This window comes from Laspinema palackyanum D2c, from assembly GCF_025370875.1.
Lineage (GTDB): Bacteria > Cyanobacteriota > Cyanobacteriia > Cyanobacteriales > Laspinemataceae > Laspinema > Laspinema palackyanum.
Map to the genome: position 1 here is coordinate 428,170 of NZ_JAMXFD010000002.1, position 17,383 is coordinate 445,552.

17 protein-coding genes are annotated in these 17,383 nt (G+C 48.8%); 14 read left to right on the plus strand and 3 right to left on the minus strand.

Annotated features, from left to right (window positions below):
• Position 1: 1 nt before the first annotated feature.
• Positions 2–1,069 (plus strand): class I SAM-dependent methyltransferase, encoded by a 1,068-nt coding sequence (locus NG795_RS04485; RefSeq protein ID WP_367287469.1) that lies wholly within the window; start codon positions 2–4, stop codon positions 1,067–1,069.
• 118 nt (positions 1,070–1,187) lie between these two features.
• On the opposite strand, the gene NG795_RS04490 is transcribed toward NG795_RS04485, so the two are convergent.
• Positions 1,188–1,865 carry a response regulator gene (locus NG795_RS04490; protein WP_367287470.1) on the minus strand — a complete coding sequence of 226 codons (678 nt, stop codon included), beginning with the start codon at positions 1,863–1,865 and terminating at the stop codon, positions 1,188–1,190.
• A gap of 189 nt (positions 1,866–2,054) precedes the next feature.
• Entirely contained in the window at positions 2,055–3,293 is a 1,239-nt protein-coding gene (locus NG795_RS04495) for a sensor histidine kinase (RefSeq protein WP_367287471.1), read from the minus strand.
• 293 nt (positions 3,294–3,586) lie between these two features.
• Between NG795_RS04495 and NG795_RS04500 the strand changes: the two genes are divergently transcribed.
• The 13 genes from NG795_RS04500 to NG795_RS04560 all read left to right on the plus strand — a co-directional run bounded on the left by NG795_RS04500 (position 3,587) and on the right by NG795_RS04560 (position 15,407).
• Positions 3,587–4,093: a Pvc16 family protein gene (locus NG795_RS04500; RefSeq protein WP_367287472.1), complete on the plus strand. Its 507-nt coding sequence runs from the start codon at positions 3,587–3,589 to the stop codon at positions 4,091–4,093.
• 111 nt (positions 4,094–4,204) lie between these two features.
• Entirely contained in the window at positions 4,205–5,929 is a 1,725-nt protein-coding gene (locus tag NG795_RS04505; protein WP_367287473.1) for a phage tail sheath family protein, read from the plus strand.
• Positions 5,930–6,089: 160 nt separating this feature from the next.
• Positions 6,090–6,560 (plus strand): phage tail protein, encoded by a 471-nt coding sequence (locus NG795_RS04510; RefSeq protein WP_367287474.1) that lies wholly within the window; start codon positions 6,090–6,092, stop codon positions 6,558–6,560.
• 96 nt (positions 6,561–6,656) lie between these two features.
• On the plus strand, positions 6,657–7,139 hold the full coding sequence (locus NG795_RS04515; RefSeq protein ID WP_367287475.1) for a phage tail protein: 483 nt from the start codon (positions 6,657–6,659) through the stop codon (positions 7,137–7,139).
• A 157-nt stretch (positions 7,140–7,296) separates the two neighbouring features.
• A complete protein-coding gene (locus tag NG795_RS04520; RefSeq protein WP_367287476.1) occupies positions 7,297–7,788 on the plus strand; it encodes a phage tail protein in 492 nt (163 codons plus the stop codon).
• Between the two features lie 18 nt (positions 7,789–7,806).
• Positions 7,807–8,160, plus strand: a complete 354-nt coding sequence (locus NG795_RS04525) for a hypothetical protein (protein WP_367287477.1) — start codon at positions 7,807–7,809, stop codon at positions 8,158–8,160.
• 13 nt (positions 8,161–8,173) lie between these two features.
• Positions 8,174–8,539 (plus strand): hypothetical protein, encoded by a 366-nt coding sequence (locus tag NG795_RS04530; RefSeq protein WP_367287478.1) that lies wholly within the window; start codon positions 8,174–8,176, stop codon positions 8,537–8,539.
• The gene (locus NG795_RS04535) at positions 8,515–8,649 is read left to right on the plus strand and encodes a DUF6760 family protein (protein WP_256556194.1); all 135 of its coding nucleotides are present in this window, start codon (positions 8,515–8,517) and stop codon (positions 8,647–8,649) included. The genes NG795_RS04530 and NG795_RS04535 overlap by 25 nt, the downstream gene beginning before the upstream one ends.
• A gap of 367 nt (positions 8,650–9,016) precedes the next feature.
• A complete protein-coding gene (locus NG795_RS04540) occupies positions 9,017–9,766 on the plus strand; it encodes a DUF928 domain-containing protein (RefSeq protein WP_367287479.1) in 750 nt (249 codons plus the stop codon).
• A gap of 21 nt (positions 9,767–9,787) precedes the next feature.
• Complete coding sequence (locus NG795_RS04545) at positions 9,788–12,034, plus strand: CHASE2 domain-containing protein (RefSeq protein WP_367287596.1); 2,247 nt, start codon at positions 9,788–9,790, stop codon at positions 12,032–12,034.
• Between the two features lie 78 nt (positions 12,035–12,112).
• Positions 12,113–12,913 carry an MBL fold metallo-hydrolase gene (locus NG795_RS04550; RefSeq protein WP_367287480.1) on the plus strand — a complete coding sequence of 267 codons (801 nt, stop codon included), beginning with the start codon at positions 12,113–12,115 and terminating at the stop codon, positions 12,911–12,913.
• Positions 12,914–13,437: 524 nt separating this feature from the next.
• The gene (locus tag NG795_RS04555) at positions 13,438–14,898 is read left to right on the plus strand and encodes a mechanosensitive ion channel domain-containing protein (protein WP_367287481.1); all 1,461 of its coding nucleotides are present in this window, start codon (positions 13,438–13,440) and stop codon (positions 14,896–14,898) included.
• Between the two features lie 278 nt (positions 14,899–15,176).
• Positions 15,177–15,407 (plus strand): DUF433 domain-containing protein, encoded by a 231-nt coding sequence (locus NG795_RS04560; protein ID WP_367287482.1) that lies wholly within the window; start codon positions 15,177–15,179, stop codon positions 15,405–15,407.
• Between the two features lie 214 nt (positions 15,408–15,621).
• On the opposite strand, the gene NG795_RS04565 is transcribed toward NG795_RS04560, so the two are convergent.
• Positions 15,622–17,199, minus strand: a complete 1,578-nt coding sequence (locus tag NG795_RS04565) for a photosystem II high light acclimation radical SAM protein (RefSeq protein ID WP_367287483.1) — start codon at positions 17,197–17,199, stop codon at positions 15,622–15,624.
• Between the last annotated feature and the right edge of the window lie 184 nt (positions 17,200–17,383).

The window sequence follows — 17,383 nt, forward strand, 5'->3', positions numbered from 1 at the left end:
GATGTTCCCTACCAAAACCCCATCTTCTCCCGTTACCCGCGAACCCCTACCCCACCCCCCCATTCACGAGAAACACTTCCAACACCTGCAAAGCCAGTTTCAAGCCCGAGGCGAAATCCTGTTCCCCTGTGTTCCTGAGTTGTTGCAACTGTATCTGCAACAGATCACCGCCTTGTTGAGCAGTTTCAACAGCGTCATCGAACCCTCCACCCTCGCCAAACTGCCGAAAGAACTGGAAAAACAGTTAATCTCTGGATTTGCCACCTCTCCCCATTCCAAATTAATTCTCGCCTATGAACCGAGCCCCCAGGGGGTGACCCTGCAACTCAAACCGTTTATTTCCTCCGTCGCCGATCAGTACCAGGATTGGGTAAAACAACGCGAACCCCCCTTATTTGGCACCCATCCCGATGCCAAAGTCATGGCAATAGCGGCCCAATTTACCGATCCAGCCGATTCCCCGATCTTAGATATCGGGGCTGGAACAGGTCGAAATACCCTACCCTTAGCCCAACAAGGTTATCCTGTGGATGCCGTGGAGTTAACCCCGGCCTTTGTCGAACAAATCCAAGAGGCGGCCCAAAAACAGAAATTGCCGGTCCGAGGGATTCTCGGGGATATCCTCGATCGCCAAGTCAAGCTACAACCCGCCTATTATCAAGGGGTGATACTCTGTGAAGTGATTGCCTCCCATTTTGGGTCCGTCGATCCCCTCCGCCAGTTGTTAGCCCGAATTTGCGATACCTTACGTCCGGGGGGTTTATTATTATTTAGTCTGTTCTTAGCCGTGGATGACTATGAACCGGACAACCTCACCCGAGAACTATCCCAGGTCACCTGGTCCTGTATTTTTACCCGGTCAGAACTCGCCGCAGCGATGGAGAGATTGCCCCTAACGGTCTTATCCGATGAGTCCGTTGTAGAGTACGAACGGGAACATCTCCCGACTGCCGCATGGCCCCCAACCGGATGGTTTATCAAATGGTGTCAGGGTGAAAATTTATTTCCCTTAAACAACCAAGGGAAACCCCCGATGGAGTTGCGGTGGATTTTATGTCAACGGCGGTAATTGTCCGGGAATGCCTATAAACCGGGGGTTAGAAAGTATTTAAAAACCCGAGTTTCTCACCCTATACCTAGCCCAGATTTAGGCAAGAAACCCGGTTTCTGAATTATTCCAGGGGAGATTAACTGGCAACTAAACCGACTTTTAATGCTTTGACAATCGCCTGAGTTCGACTGCTGACACCGAGTTTTTCAAAAATAGCGGTTAAGTGGGCTTTAATTGTTGCAACCGTAACGTAAAGGTGACCTGCGATTTCCTCATTGGAAGCCCCTTTGACTAACCATTCTAACACTTCCCGTTCGCGATCAGTTAAACGGATATTTTTACACCCTTGCAGAGAATGACCGGAATAAAAATGAAAGATGCGGAAAAAACTCGTTGCTACCTCGGGGGCTAAATAGACTTCATCCTTCATCACTGTAGTCATGGCATCCCAGAGTTGTTTCGCCACAGACTCTTTAAACACATACCCCCGCGCCCCCGCTTGCATGGCCCGAAAGACGGCTTCATCTTCATGATGGGCGGATAAGACAATCGCCTTCCCTTGAAAAGATTGTTCTCGCAATCGTAGCAATGCCTCTATACCATCGGTTTGAGCTAATTCTAAATCCAGTAATATTAAAGCGGGATGTTGTTGAGAAGCCACCTTTAAGGCTTGATCGACTGAAGGTGCTTCTCCAACCACATCCATCCTAAATAAACCGTTATTATTGTAAAAACTGATCAGGGTTTTTAATCCCTGACGAAATATCGGATCGTCATCGACGAGTAGAATAGAGACTAACTGAGGGGTGTTCATGGTTTTACGGGGTAGGGTTGAAAAATGATGGACAAAATATTAAAAATAAAGGAATTTACTGGGGGTATCGACAGGCTTTACAATCCTTGGAAAACAGGGTTAACTGAAATGAAAAACCATAGAATAAATCCTCTTTTTTTAAGTTTAAAATGCACCCCAAATTTCGCACCTCTCATCGGATGAAAATGGCTAATCCGATTGAGGATAACGGGGCAGGGTAAAAGAAAAGAGCGCCCCACCTTCGGGATGATTTTGGACCCAAATGCTGCCCTGATGGTCCAGGATAATTTTTTTGGCAATGGGTAACCCCAATCCAGTTCCCCCAGGTCGTCGGGTATAAAAGGGGGTAAATGCCTGTTGCAGGTCTTCTCGGGAAAGGCCCAAACCCTGATCCCTCACGGAGACCAGCACCTCATTATAAAAAACTCGCCACTCGCAAGTAATCCGACTGCCGAGGGGAGTAAAGGCGATCGCATTATTCAAGAGATTCTCAAACACCTGTTTGATTTGCCATCGATCTAGGGGGAGCATCACGGAAGTTTTAGAAGCCTCAACCTTGATATCTTTTTCCTGGAATCTGGGTTGCATGAATTTGAGAGTTTCCTCGACAATCTGGCATAAATCATGGCGATGTTCCGGCAATTTCTGAGCCGGTTTTCCGCAATTGAGTAAGGTGGTTAAGTTAGCACTGAGTTCACTGACCGATTCCCGAATCACTGTAGCTTGTTCTTGAAAGGGACCCGTTGGTAATCCCAGACAAAGGGTTTCAGCATAAAGGCTAATCAGAGCCAGAGAATTCCGCAATTGATGTTCCGCCTTATGGAGAGATTGCCGCAGTAATTGAAGTTCTTCAGATTGGCAGTTCGAGGTAAGAGCACCCCGGAGATAATGGTGGAGCATGGGCATCTGTTGTTCGACAAATTCTACCTGTAAGGGCGACAGAGATTGAGCAGCCCATAACAGGAGATAGGAACAGCTTGGAGCGAGTTCAGAAGAGGGATGATTCTCACCGTGGGCTGTGGTCTCTACAGATTCAGCGCGATCGCCCTGGGGAACAATCCCCGTGGAGAGGCACTCTGATAACCCACCCAAATCGGAGTCTATCTTCCGGAGACACTTGCTGGAAGCCCCATCAACCAAGGGAGGGAGGGGGTAAACATAATAGGCATTGAGTTGAGACAGACGAGCTAACGGCAACTCAGGGGGTAACCAAACCTCAGACTTTAGGTAAGATAACTCCGCCTCATTAAATTCCGGGCGATCGGCCCTCGCTTCACCCACCCAACGTCGAAGTTGTCCCTCCTCAAAATCCGGGTAAACAATCCAGGCACCGACCAAAGGCAGATAGCCGAGGATCTGCTGAATCTGCTGGTGACAGACTGACTCAATGGCTAGGGATTGCGATCGCGAAGGAGTGGGGTTTCTCACGGGTCTGGTCTCTCCCAAGGAGAATTCCGCGATAGCGGAGGTAAAAAGCATTTCAGAGCCAGACAAAAACGTTCCAAGACTCAACGGTTCCATACCTACTCTTCTTTATAGTCGGTTCTTTTTGGGGATAGTCTTATAAATCCCCATAGAAGGACAGTCCAACCTACCTTAACCTCAGATTCTCAAAAATATTAAAATTCCACACAAATTTTAAAATTTCGACCAAAGTCTAATAACCAGACTCCATCAATCTCATTAATCTATAACCTGTAGCTGCCTAATCACCCCGGTTTATGATTCCTGCTGTTGCTCAGACCTTAGCAGAAATCCTGGCAGGCGGGACCTCATCGGTCAGTATGGAGCAAATTGATTTCAATTCTCCAACTCCCGAGCTGAACAATCAGGCTCCGAGGCTCAACCTCTACTGCTACGACGTTCGGGAAAACCCCCAAATGCAACCCTCCCATCAACAGACCGACGCCTCAACCCTTTGGTTTGATGTCTCGTTTCTGCTCACGGCTTGGGATGTGACCGCCCTAGGGGAGCAGCACCTGTTGTCAGAAGCATTGACTGTGCTCATCCAGCACCGTTGTTTACCGTCCGAACGTTTAGCTCCAGCCTTGCGAGGCAAGGGAACTTTACCGATGAGGATTTCTGCGGATAGGCTGAGTGAAATTGCAGCAATTTGGACTGCATTAGGCGTACCACTACGTCCGGGTTTGTATCTAACTGTAACTGTTCCGTTCACCAGCCAAACTGAACCCGCTATGAAGGAAATTGCTTTTACCTCAATTCAATAACAGGCGTTAGCGAACTAACCGTGTTTTGGCGGAGGCTCGAACCGACCCGAAGCACACCTGTTGGCTAACCATTGTAGATCTAACTATCTATTAATTGGAGAACAACCACTCATGCCCTTGGATTATTTTGCTCCTGGCGTCTACGTTGAAGAAGTAGACCGAGGTAGTCGCCCGATCGAAGGCGTCAGTCTCAGCGTTCCTGGCTTTATCGGCTTTACCGAAGATGTCCGTGGTGATGCCGAAGTCTTTCAACCCATGATGGTCACCACCTGGGATCAATACCTAGAGTATTTTGGCAAACCCGGTTCTGATGGGTTTACCGACTTCGATGCGTACCTCCCCTTTGCTGTTTACGGATGGTTCTTGAATGGCGGCGGTCGCTGTTGGGTGAGCAGTATTGGGACCAAACTCCCCGGTTCTGAACCCGCACCGCCGGAAAAAACTGCCACGAAATTGCTCACCTCCTCCGGTCGTCCCGCCCTATTATTCAACCTCAAAGGAGCCGCAGGGGAAACCGAAGATGGGGACGCGCCAGCACTTCCGGCAGCAACCGGACGGGTGACGGTCAAAGTGGAAAGCAGCACCCCGAAGCCCCCAGAAGATGAAGATGCCGAGCCCCCCATTGATGATGGTCAATTCTTCAAGGTTACCGTCAGACGAGGGGATACGGTACTGGAGACCTACGAGAACCTGACCATGAAAGAAGATGTAGAGGCCGAGTTAGGCACCTATGTCTTGACCGCATTGCAGGAATCTGAAGCGATCGATGTCAGCATCCCCGAAGGTCTAGGAGCCATCTCGCCCCTCTCCAAGCGTCCCGGCAATGGCACCTACGAAGTTGCCCCCCCACCCCCCTTCATTCAAGACCCCGATCGCCTACCCCGAGAACTCCAAGGCAAACGCGACGATCGCACCGGCGTCCAAGGGATCTTTGAAATTGACGACGTAGCCATGATCGCCTGTCCTGACCTGATGCGCGTCTATCAAGAAGGACTCATGGACATCGACCAAGTACATGGTGTGATGGAAATGATGGTGAGTATGTGTGAAAACTCTGCTCCCAGTCCCCCGTTCCGCATGGTTGTTCTCGACCCACCCCCGATCAAACCCGGAAAAAATGAGAACCGCGCCGTTGCTCCCGAACAGCAAAAACCCCAAGATGTAGCCAAATGGTTACGCGAAGGATTTAACCGCCGGTCCATGTTTGCCGCCCTTTACTATCCCTGGATCAAAGTCGCCAACCCCCGCAACGGCGGTCGTCCTATCGCCATTCCCCCCTGCGGTCACATGATGGGCGTTTGGTGTCGCACCGATGAAACCCGGGGTCTGTTCAAAGCTCCCGCCAACGATACTCCCCGGGGTGTGATTGGTCTAGCTTACGAAACCAACTTCCGCGAACAAGAACTATTGAACCCCCTGGGGATCAACTGTATCCGTAACTTCTCAAACTACAATCGCGGCATCAAAATCTGGGGCGCACGCACCCTAGCCGAACCCGATAACATCCAATGGCGTTACATTCCCGTGCGTCGGATGATGAGCTATATCGAGAAATCCATTGAAATCGGCACTCAGTGGGTCGTATTTGAACCCAACGATTCCACCCTCTGGGGACGAGTCACCCGCACTGTTTCCAGCTTCCTAGAAGGTCTCTGGCGTCAGGGCGCATTGGTGGGCGGTACTGCAGGAGAATCCTTCTTTGTCAAGTGCGACGGCGAACTCAACACCGCCGACACCATGATGATGGGTCGTCTGTACATCGAAGTCGGAGTCGCTCCTGTGCGACCCGCCGAATTCGTGATCTTCCGCATCAGCCAATGGGCACCGGGCCAATAAATTGGTCATTGGTCTTATGTCATTAGTCATTGGTCGTTAGTCGTTGGTCATTGAGGACTAATGACAAAGGACTAATGACAAAGGACCAACAACAGTCATGGCTAAGGATGACTGAAACCCAACTGTTCTCACTCAGTTTCAAGCTTCAAGGAGTAAAAAAATGGCAGATCTGTTTGTAATTTCCTCGAATAGGTTTTCATTTACTTACGGAGGAAAAGAATTTCCACTACTTAAAATTAGTGGCATTGATGTCCAAGCCAAAACCGCAGGACATAAATCCCCCATCGCCTCGGGGAAAAATGCTCAAATGTCCCGGCAAACTGTTTCAACTGGCTACTATAACAACCAAAATGTTACCATTGAAGCAGTCCTCCAAGATGGCGTTAAAACCCTTTACGACATTTTTAAAAAAGGAATGCCTGCCACTTACGGAGGGGATGGAAAATGGAGCGGTAATTTTTCCGATGCGGCGATTACTATCTTCGATCCCGATGCGAAAGCAGTCTTAACCTATAACCTCAAAAGCTGTCAGATAGTCAGCTATGAAGTCAGTGAATTTAATGTCAGTGGCGATCAATTTCTGACAGAAAAATTTGAACTGAATGTAGAAAGTGTCGAACGGAAGCAGTAGATTTCTAATTTTTGGTAGAATCCAGCCCAATTTTTTTGTAGAAATAGACGCCTTGTTTTGGGAAAGTAATTAGGGAAAGAAAAAAGGAGTAGAACAATGCCAGTCGATAAGGAACCACTTTCTCAGGCTAGATTTGAATTTGCCGCCGATGGGTTGGGCAAAGATCTATTGGTGGAATCGGTTTCGGGAGTGAAAATGACCATTCCCGTGACCAATGCCGATGGTGCATTTGGGGTAAAAACTGGAAGTAAGGTCAATCGTCAAGCTGCACCGTCCGCTGTAGAATCGAGCGATGTCACCGTGACGTTTGTGACCTCTAGTAAAGACCCTAAAGCGGTTTCCAAGTGGTTTTACGATTCCCACTCAACGCCAGACTTGGGCGGTGCGACGGGAACCAAAGGGAAAACCGATCAGGCAACCTTGACGGTGTTCAAGCAAGATGGATCACCCTCCGCAACCTGGACCTTTAAAGGGGTGATGCCGATGACTTATAAAATGTCGGAGTTAGATGCGGCGGGAAATCAGTCCCTCAAAGAAACGATCACGTTTTGTTATGAGTATGTGGAACGCACGAAATAAGCGCGTTTCATGAAAGAGGGATGGACAGTCAACGGAGTGGGATTGCCCCTCCCTCGAAGAGGGAAGACCCCTCCTGACTCCATTGGCGATCGCCCCGAATCAATGCACCCATCGGATCCGCTCACCGCGATGCAACTTGTTTGCCGGAGATTAAACCGTGCCTGAATTTCCTGAATTACTTGCAACTTCGCGATTTTACCTAGAACTTCACCTAGCCGATAGTGTCGATGCGATCGATGCCTACTTTATGGAGTGTAAAGGGTTTAAAACTAGCCAGGAAATCATTGAAATCTGCGAAGTCACCCCCCAAATGTGGGGCAAAGATGGTAAATCCCGAGGGCGGATGATCCGGACTAAAATTCCGGGGAATATCAGCTATACCAATTTAACCCTGCGTCGCGGTCTAACCGTGTCCATGACCGTCTGGAATTGGTTGGAAGCAATTCAAGAAGGATCTTGGGCCGTACAGCGGCGAGATGGCTCCTTAACCCTTTATGATCAAGGAGCACAGGCTCAGGTTAGATTTGAGTTTAAACGGGCATGGCCGGTGAGCTATTCTATTTCTGATGTCAGTGTCAGTAGCGGTGACTTGGAAATAGAAGAACTAGAAGTGGCTGTGGAAGAGTTAAAACGGGTTAAGGTGGTGTAATGGTAGGGCCAAGTCAGGATGATTCAGACCGAGTTTGAGTTTACGTTACCCAAAGGGTATCTCGATAGCTCCGGCAACTTGCACCGCCAAGGGGTGATGCGTTTATCCCGGGCGATCGATGAGATTGCTCCCCTGCGAGACCCTCGGGTCAAATCGAATCCGGCATACGCCACGGTGATTATTTTATCTCGGGTGATTACCCGGTTGGGTGCTTTAGAACAGGTGACTCCCTTGGCGATCGAGAATCTATTTGCCGTAGACTTGAATTATCTTCAAACCTTTTATCGTCAAATTAACGAACTCGAAAATCAGGGGGATCCAAACTCAGAACCCCTGTCACCCCCAGCCCTCCCGGGACCCTCCTACTCATGAGTGAGGTGATGCCATGAATCGGGAAACGATACCTCATACTGAGTTTACATTTACCCTCCCCGTGGGAGTGGTGGATGGGGAGGGCAGTCTGCATCGACAAGGGGGGATGCGAAGGGCGACGGGTCATGATGAAATATGGGTGAGCAAAGACCTTCGGACTCAAGAAAATCCCGCTTATAAAATCATCTTTCTCCTCTCTCGGGTGATTACCCATCTAGGAGGGTTTTCATCGGTGACGCCGGAGTTATTAGAACAACTGTTTTTAACGGATTTTATTTATTTACGAGAGTTTTATACCCAAATAAACCCGTCTGAAGTGGAGGGGATACCTTTGGGGGAGTTCTGGGCTACCCCTTGGAGCAGCTGTACCAAGAGGTAGCGACGATCGCCTTTCACTTTCACTGGTCCTTAGATGAAATTCTCCGTCTCGAACATGGAGAACGACGGCGTTGGATTGCGACGATCGCCCAATTGAAGCGGATGCCGTGACGGGAAGATGGAACAGTAGGGGAAATAACTTGTCAAGGGAGGAGAGGAAGCCGAGTAAAACCGGATGAAACCCAGGGTGATCAAGAATCTAACTAAAAATGACAGCGGTGCGATCATGACTCAAAAAAGCGCGATCGCCCTTTAGTCGCTCAATATTGAGAATCAGTCCCGGAAAATCCGCGTCATTTTCAATTGACACTCCACTGCTTGTTTCACATCACATCCGTTTCTCAGAATTCGGAAGTATGATAGCGGTAGAGCACAATCTGAGCTAAACTGTCAATTTTTCCCGATTCTTTTCCACGTTTATTATCTTGTTTTTACAGGCTCATCCTTCTTCAATTGTTGATGCGGAGGTTTTACTATCATGCGATCGCCCAAACTGATTCACTTAATGAGTATCCTGGCAGTGGTCCTGTCTCCGGCTTTGGTCACCCTTTCGGGATTCTCCCCCGTCCGCGCCCAATCTCAGCCGGGGCAACTCCTCGCCCTCAACTTCCCTTCTGCACCCCGCAACATCGGTGGTCCCCGCAGTAGCGCCGGGGGAGGAGTTCGAGGCAATGGGAATGACACTTGCATCGAGGGTGAATCCCCCTTGACCCCCTTAATGCCCACCCATGATATCGTCAAAACCGTCACGCCCAACCCGGAATTTTTCATGTTTGTCCCCAAAAATAGCGCAGATTCGGGAGAATTTGTGATTGTTGATGGGAATGGCAATGACGTTTATCTCTCTACCTTCCAGCTATCCGAGGCCCCGGGCGTCGTCAAGGTCAGCCTCCCTGCCAATACCGACCTGGAAATTGGCAAAGTCTATGATTGGCAGTTTAGCCTAATCTGCGATCCGGGAGACCGCCAAGCCGATGTATTCGTGCAGGGTCAAATCGAACCCACCGAACTGACCGAGGAAATGCAAGCTCAATTAGACCAGGCACAGCCCCTGGATCAGGTGCAACTGTATGTTGACCAAAGCTTATGGAACGAAGCGGTTAGTCTGCTTGCCCAATTCCGTAATTCTAATCCCACGGAGTGGCAAGGACTGTTAAAATATGTCGGCTTAGAAAGCATTGCTTCGGAACCTCTGCCGATCCAAACTATTGGAACATCGCAGAATTAAATAAATAAGGAATAAGCCGTGATGTGGAATCAATTAAAACGGCAAGTTTGGGAATGGCGCGGGGTCTGGATTGCTGCTCCTTCAGTAACGGTAGCGGTAATCCTCCTGCGTTTTACTGGTGTATTACAGCCTTGGGAATGGGCCGTCTACGATCTGTATATGAGGGCGCGACCCTCGGAACCTCCAGATAACCGAATTGCCATTGTTGGGATTAATGAAGCCGATGTGCGCGAATTAGGACAAGCCATTATTCCCGATCGCGTTTATGCGGCAGTGATCGAAAATCTCAAAGCCATGAATCCTCGGGCGATCGGCTTAGATGTCTATCGGGATCAACCCGTTGAACCCGGTCATGCTGCACTCCGTCAGGTTTTTGAATCTACACCGAATCTGGTGGGAATTCAAAAAGTGATCGGGGACCGCGATCGCGACACCATTGCACCCCCTCCGGGCTTACAATATGCCGGTTCCAATGACATGATTTTGGATGAAGATCAGGTCAAGCGCCGGGGGTTGGTGATGGTGAATGATGAAGCCGGAAACCTCATCTACAGTTTTAGTTTATATCTAGCAGGTCTCTATCTCGATGCCGAAGGAATTGCCCCGGAAGCCATTGACGGGAGCGAATCCTGGAAATTTGGGGACCAAGTTTTCTCTCGCTTTGAACCGAACGATGGGGGCTACGTTGGCGCAGATCATGGGGGCTATCAGGTCCTGTTAAACTATGCCGGTCCCAGCCGACATTTTGAGACGGTTTCCCTGATGGATATCCTCAGAAATCGAGTCCCGCCCGATTGGGGACGCGATCGCATTATCTTGATTGGAGCCGTTGGGGAAAGCTTCCAAGACTTATTTTTCACCCCCTATACCAAAGAAGCGGGCAACCGCATGGCGGGGGTGGAAGTTCACGCCACTCTCGTCAGCCAGATGATTAGTGCGGCCCTCGACGATCGCCCCGTGATTAAAACCATACAAGAACCTTACGAGTGGTTGTGGATTTTCCTCTGGGGCAGTCTGGGGGCATTTCTGATCTGGAAATGGCGCTATGTCGGGGGCGCAGGATGGCTCTCAGTTCAACGCACCGCAGCGGCGGTTTTGTCTGCGGTGGCCCTGGTGGGAATCACTTATGGGGTATTTCTGTTGGGATGGTGGATTCCCGTGGTGCCTCCGGCTTTGGCCTTACTCGGTTCCGCTACGGCGATCGTTGCTTACGTTGCCCGGACTGCCGGAGATATTCGTAAAACCTTTGGTCGCTATCTCACGGATCAAGTCGTCGCCAATTTACTAGAAAATCCGGAAGGATTAAAAATGGGCGGGGAACGACGCAAACTGACGATTTTCACCTCAGATTTACGCGGATTTACGGCGCTTTCTGAGCGATTGCCTCCAGAAGAAGTGGTTAAAATTCTCAACTTTTATCTGGGATACATGGCCGATGTGATTACCTCTTACCAGGGAACCATTGATGAGTTTATGGGAGATGGTATCTTAGTGCTATTTGGTGCACCGACCTCCCGACCGGATGATGCAAAAAGGGCGATCGCCTGCGGAATTTCCATGCAGTTAGCCATGCGTCATGTCAATGCCAAAGTGGTGGAATGGGGACTGCCCGAACTGGAAATGGGAATTGGCATCAATACCGGGGAAGTCGTCGTGGGCAATATCGGTTCGGAAAAACGCACCAAGTACGGAGTCGTCGGCAGTCAGGTCAATTTAACCTACCGCATTGAATCTTATACAACAGGAGGGCAAATTCTGATTTCTGAGCAGACTCTCCTCGATGCCGGAGGTGAGGATGTTGTCGAAATTGAGGGTAAACGTGAGGTGATGCCCAAAGGGGTGAAAGATCCGCTGATGATTTATGATGTGAGCGGGATTAAAGAGCCTTATCATATCTCCCTAACCAGGGAAGAAGAGATGTTTTTGCCTTTGAGCGAACAAATCCCCATTCAATACACCATTTTGGAAGGAAAGCACATCAGCGAAACCCGCCTAATCGGTCATTTAGTCCAGCTTTCGGCTAAAGGGGCTCAAGTGCGAACCGAACCGGGAGCCGGGGATATTATCCCCGTCGGATTGACCAATCTCAAGCTCAATTTATTGGAGGGGAATTTCGAGGGCAGCCGGGAAGATATTTATGCCAAGGTTTTGGAAAAACCCGCCGCTGAACCCCATTGTTTTTACATTAAGTTTACGGCAAAACCCCCGGCAGTGGCGGCTCACCTAGAACAGATGTATAAGTCAATTCTGGCTGTTACTCCGTCCTAAGGGAGGGGTTGATCGACTTCTCCATCGTTGAGGGCGATCGTCCTTGTTTAAATGACATTAGAGGATTAGAGGACTCCTATGAAATTAACCTTTTTAGGTTCTGGCTCGGCTTTCACCGTGGGAGCCAATAATTATCAATCGAATGTTTTGTTAGAGAGCGATCGCGGAACCAAACTCTTGATTGATTGTGGTTCTGATATTCGCTTCTCTCTCCATGAGGCGGGATATTCCCATCTGGATATCACCGATATTTACATCAGCCATTTGCATTCGGATCACGCCGGAGGATTGGAATATATTTCCTTTACCACCAAATTTGACCCCCGATGCCAAAGACCCCGCCTTTATATCAGTAAAGAAATAGCTGGGGACCTCTGGGCCCATACCCTCTCCGGGGGCCTCCGTTCCATCCAAGGCGATGTTACAGAACTAGAGACGTTTTTTGAGGTGGAAAAAGTTCCCCGCAATGGACATTTTATCTGGGAAAATATCCAATTTAATTTGGTCAAAGTCATCCATATTGATAATGGTTACTTTGTCATGCCCAGCTATGGATTGTTCTTTGAACTCGAAGGAAAGCAAATCTTTTTCAGCACCGATACCCAATTATGTCGGGAAGAAATCGGGGAATATTACGAGCAAGCGGACCTGATTTTCCAAGATTGTGAAACCTCTCAATTCCCCACCACTGTTCACGCTCATTACCAGGAATTAGTCGCCTTACCCGACGCCATCAAAAATAAAATGTGGTTGTATGGGTATCAACCCGGACCCCTTCCGGATGCGGAACAAGATGGATTCCTCGGGTTTGTCCAACGGGGACAGCAGTTTGAATTTGCGCTCTCTCCCCTCCAGGCAGAGACCATTGTCACAGTCTGATTCCCTGGAGCAAGATTAAGACGAACTGCATCATTGCAGCGCGGTAAGCGAAGCTATGCCGCAGGCAATCGCCCCTAACCCTCCTTTCTACAAAGGGGGGCTTTTTCAGTTTATGGCCCTTCGTCGATTGTAGCCTTTACCACCCTATTCGGGTCAAGAACCCCGGTTTTTGACCCCGGGATCTCATCCTGTAGCCATCCGGTGAGAATTTGCGGAACATCGAACGATGGACAGCAGACTAAGGAAGGGACTTTCAACACCCTCCGGAATTGTGGCCTAATTCTTGATCACTATAGAAGAATCGGAGCAAAATGGGAGCAAATCAGACTCAGTTCAGGATAGAGATAGCAACAAAGGCTAACCCCTCCCCCAAACCGAACCCTAGGGCGATCGCGCAGTGGATACTTCAGATGATGACGAAGCGCTCAATCCCTCACAGGACATAGAAGCGAGCAAACCCCCGGGTTTGGCCTCTTTCCCCTAACCTATAGTAAACGAGCGATTGTTCGCTCGATCCAGGATCAATGAACGAAGCTTTAAAAAGAATAGCAGCACAATCCCTTTCCTGGTTTACCACTCCAATTCCCCTCGGCAACTATTCAGTGTCAATCAGTGCAATGTTGCAACTGATTATCTGGGTCTGTATTGTTTTGTTCCTATCCCGCGCCCTCAAAAAGTTCCTCAAATATCGGCTGCTCGTTAAGTTAGGAATTGACGAAGGAAACCGCGAAGCAATGGCAACCATTATCAGCTATAGCAGTTCCATGTTAGGGCTGATTATTGTGTTACAAAGTACCGGATTTAACCTCGGTTCCCTACTCGTCATTGCTGGAGGTTTAGGGGTTGGGATTGGTTTTGGACTTCAGGAAGTGACCCGCAACTTTATCAGCGGTCTGACCTTACTCATAGAACGAAAACTCAAGGTTGGGGATTTTATAGAATTTGACGGAATGTCAGGTTATGTCAAAGAAGTTTCCCTGCGATCGACCCTGATCCGGACCCGTGATGGGGGCGATGTCGTCGTTCCGAACAGTAAACTCGTTGAAAATAAAGTTCTGAATTGGAGCTACGACTCTTTTCACGCTCGGATTCAAATTCCTGTGGGAGTTGCCTATAATAGTGACACGGTTTTAGTCACCGAAACCCTCTTAAATGCGGCTTATATGGAACCGGCAGTATTGCACGACCCTCCCCCAAAAGTCCTGTTTAAAAATTTTGGGGATAATGCCCTCAACTTTGAACTGTGGGTTTGGGTAAACCGGATTGACCGCGAACCGTTTATTAGGAGTTCTTTAAATTTTATTATTGAGTACAACCTGCGCCAAAATCATATTACAGTCCCCTTCCCGCAACGGGATTTATGGATTAGAAATGGAGAAGATTTAAGCCGGTTGGGGAGAAAAAAATTCCAACAGAATGGCCACAGTCCGGAGATGATAACCGAGCCTGTAGCAGTTGCTACCTCGAATAAGCCGTTATCACTGAAAGATTTGCTGCGGCAGGTGACTTATTTTCAAAACTTTACGGACCTGGAATTAAGACAACTCATCGAAATTGGTCATCGGAAACGCTTGTATCCCTCCCAGGTTTTATTCCAGGAAGGGGACCCGGGAGATGCCTTTTATATCGTGTTATCCGGTTCCGTGGAGGTATTTGTGGAAAAAATTAATAAGCATCTGACTAACCTAGGGGCAGGCAAGTTTTTTGGGGAATTGTCTTTAATGTTAGGAATTCCTCGAACCGCATCGGTGCGAGCCTTAGAAGAAACCATTTTGTTTACGATTCATCATAATGGCTTTCAAAGCATCTTGCGGGAGCATCCCGAGTTGGCTGAGGAAATCGTTCAGGAATTATGTAAACATCAAGAAGAATTAGCCCAGCGGCAACAGCAATTACGAACAATGGGGTTGTTAGATGCTACGGAAGATGATAAAAATCCGGTGGTTTGGGTGAGAAAGCGGCTGCAAAATTTGTTTCACCTGTAGTTCCACTGTGCTATGGGTGCGATCGCCCTCTCGGGGGGACGCGATCGGGCTGACATAGGGCTACCCACGACCAGTTGGGGCCCTCAAGGGGAACTCTGCCAACCGGAATAGTCTGACAAGATCCAGAGTCTACCCAAAGTGGGAGTTCAAATCTTTACAATAGCTTTATTAAAGGAACAGTACAGGGGGGAGACACCCGTACAGAAATTGCCTATAATTAGAATGGAGTTTACCCGGTTATGGAAGAAAAAATGACTTGGCCCACCTGCCTAAATCCAATGACTAAAAAACAGGAATCCAAGCCGAACGGAACAACGGTGCAATTGGCGGAGCTCGTCCTTGAGCTATATGCTGCGGGATGGACGCAACAGCAAGTGTTCGGCCAATATCCTCACATTACCCCGGATCTCGTAACCCGAGTCTTTTCCTTAGCCGCACTCTTGTGTGTTAGAGAAGAGGTCCTCTCTCAACTTTCCGGAACACCTGAAGCTAGATTATTAAACGTATAAGCAATCCTTAACAGAATAGCTTAAATATTTCTCCCAGACCATTTTTAATAAGGGGTTACTGCTGAACCCTTTCTTTACTCGCAACCCCAAGCAGTAGCTCTTGAGCTAGGTCAAGTGTAACGACCTCCTAGAATGACCGATTCAAGAGTGACAAAAATATAGTGATCCCCCCATAAAAAATAACCAGAGGGGGCTTTCAAGCCCCCCATCATTTTCAATTGGCAGAAACCTTAGCCCGGGGCTGTTGTTCCTGTAGAATCGGAGCGGATAACGCCGATTCTAGCTCCGCACAGCCTAACCGTTCTTCTAAAATTCGCATCACTTCCCGTCCAAAATCATTGGGATTGCGCTGCCATGCCTCCAGACAAACCTCACCGAAGAACGATCCCAGAGGTTCCGGATTCCAGAGTAACTTCCGGGCAGTCCAAGGCATCAAGCTCATCGGGTCATAACCGGGTTTGAGAATATTTTCCTTAAACGCATACTCTTCTAAATGGGTATGGGGTTGTAACCCGATAAAAAAGATCGCCGGTTCCACCTTATCTTCCCCAAAAATTCGTTCTAGTTCGCGATGATAGGCCAGGGTCTGACGAATCGTTTCATAAGTCTCATCAATGACATTAAACGAATAATTCACCGATACCAAATCATTAAAACCCGCTGCCTTCAAGTCGCGACAATTTTGCAGAACCACTCGCAGGTTGTAACCCATCCGCATCTTCCGGACCAGTTCTTGGGAACCGCTGGTAATCCCAATTTCAAAATAATTCATCCCGGTTTTGACCATCAAATCGCACAATTCCGGGTTCAAATTGTCAGCGCGGATATAAGCGGCCCAATGGATATCTTCCATTCCGGCCTCGGAAATTTTCTGGAGTAACTCGATCGCATCATTAATATAGCGCCGCGCCGGAATAAATTGAGCATCGGTAAACCAAAAATTGCGGATGCCGCGATCGTACAGTTGTCGCATTTCGGCGACCACTTCATCGGCTGGATTAATCCGGACCTGCTTCCCTTCAATAACTGTATAAACACAGTAACAACAGTTATGGGGACAACCGCGTTTAGTTTGGACGCCGATATAAAAATCTTGGTCTTGCAAATAATATTGAAACTCAGGCCATAACCGTTCTATGTAGTCGTAGTCGCAAGCGGTTTTTTCAATTTCTGTGGGTTTTTCATGGATCAGGCGATCGCGCGGAGTCGTTTCCCCCACAACATAACAACGCTCATCCCGAAAATCCTGACCCCGCAGATATTTTTCCAGGAGCACCTCCCCTTCCCCCACGGAGATAATCGTCCCCTGGGGTAAACTGCGCCCGAGTTGTTCATAGAACACGCTTACGGCACCTCCCCCCACAATCGCCCTCGCTTCGGGGTGATAGGTTTGAGCGCGTTTCAGTCCCCGCTTGACTAATCCCAGATTGCGCCAGAGTTCGCCATAATAGGCTGTGGTGATTCGCAGTCCCCCTAGGGCCCCCCGGAGTTTAATCAAGGGATTGCGAGCATAGTAAAACTCAAAAGCATTTTGTAGGGGATTGCCTCCGCGTCCCCCGACGGGGGCGTAAATTTGAATATCCCGCCAGGAGAAGACCAGTAAAGTGGGTTGAAAGCGATCGACACAGGCATCGAGGGACTGGGCAAAGTCCAGAGGGGGGACTGTTCCCATATCAAAAATCTGCTGTTCAACCTCGGGAAACAGCTTGTGAACGAAATCGGCTAGGTAAACCACACCGATCGGGAAGATGGGATTGCACGGGAGGCGAACGTAGAGGATGCGATTTTCCATCTCGGTAGCGGGGAATAGATTTTACAAAAAGCGGTTCATATAACTTAACCATATCATCAGCCCTCGGAATTTGCATGATCAAGGGGGCAATTCCGTTACCCGAGGGTTCTAGTGGGGCAGGTCCCTAATTCAGGATGACCGGAACCAGTAACACCCTGGACACCTTGGAAAACCCCTAATGATA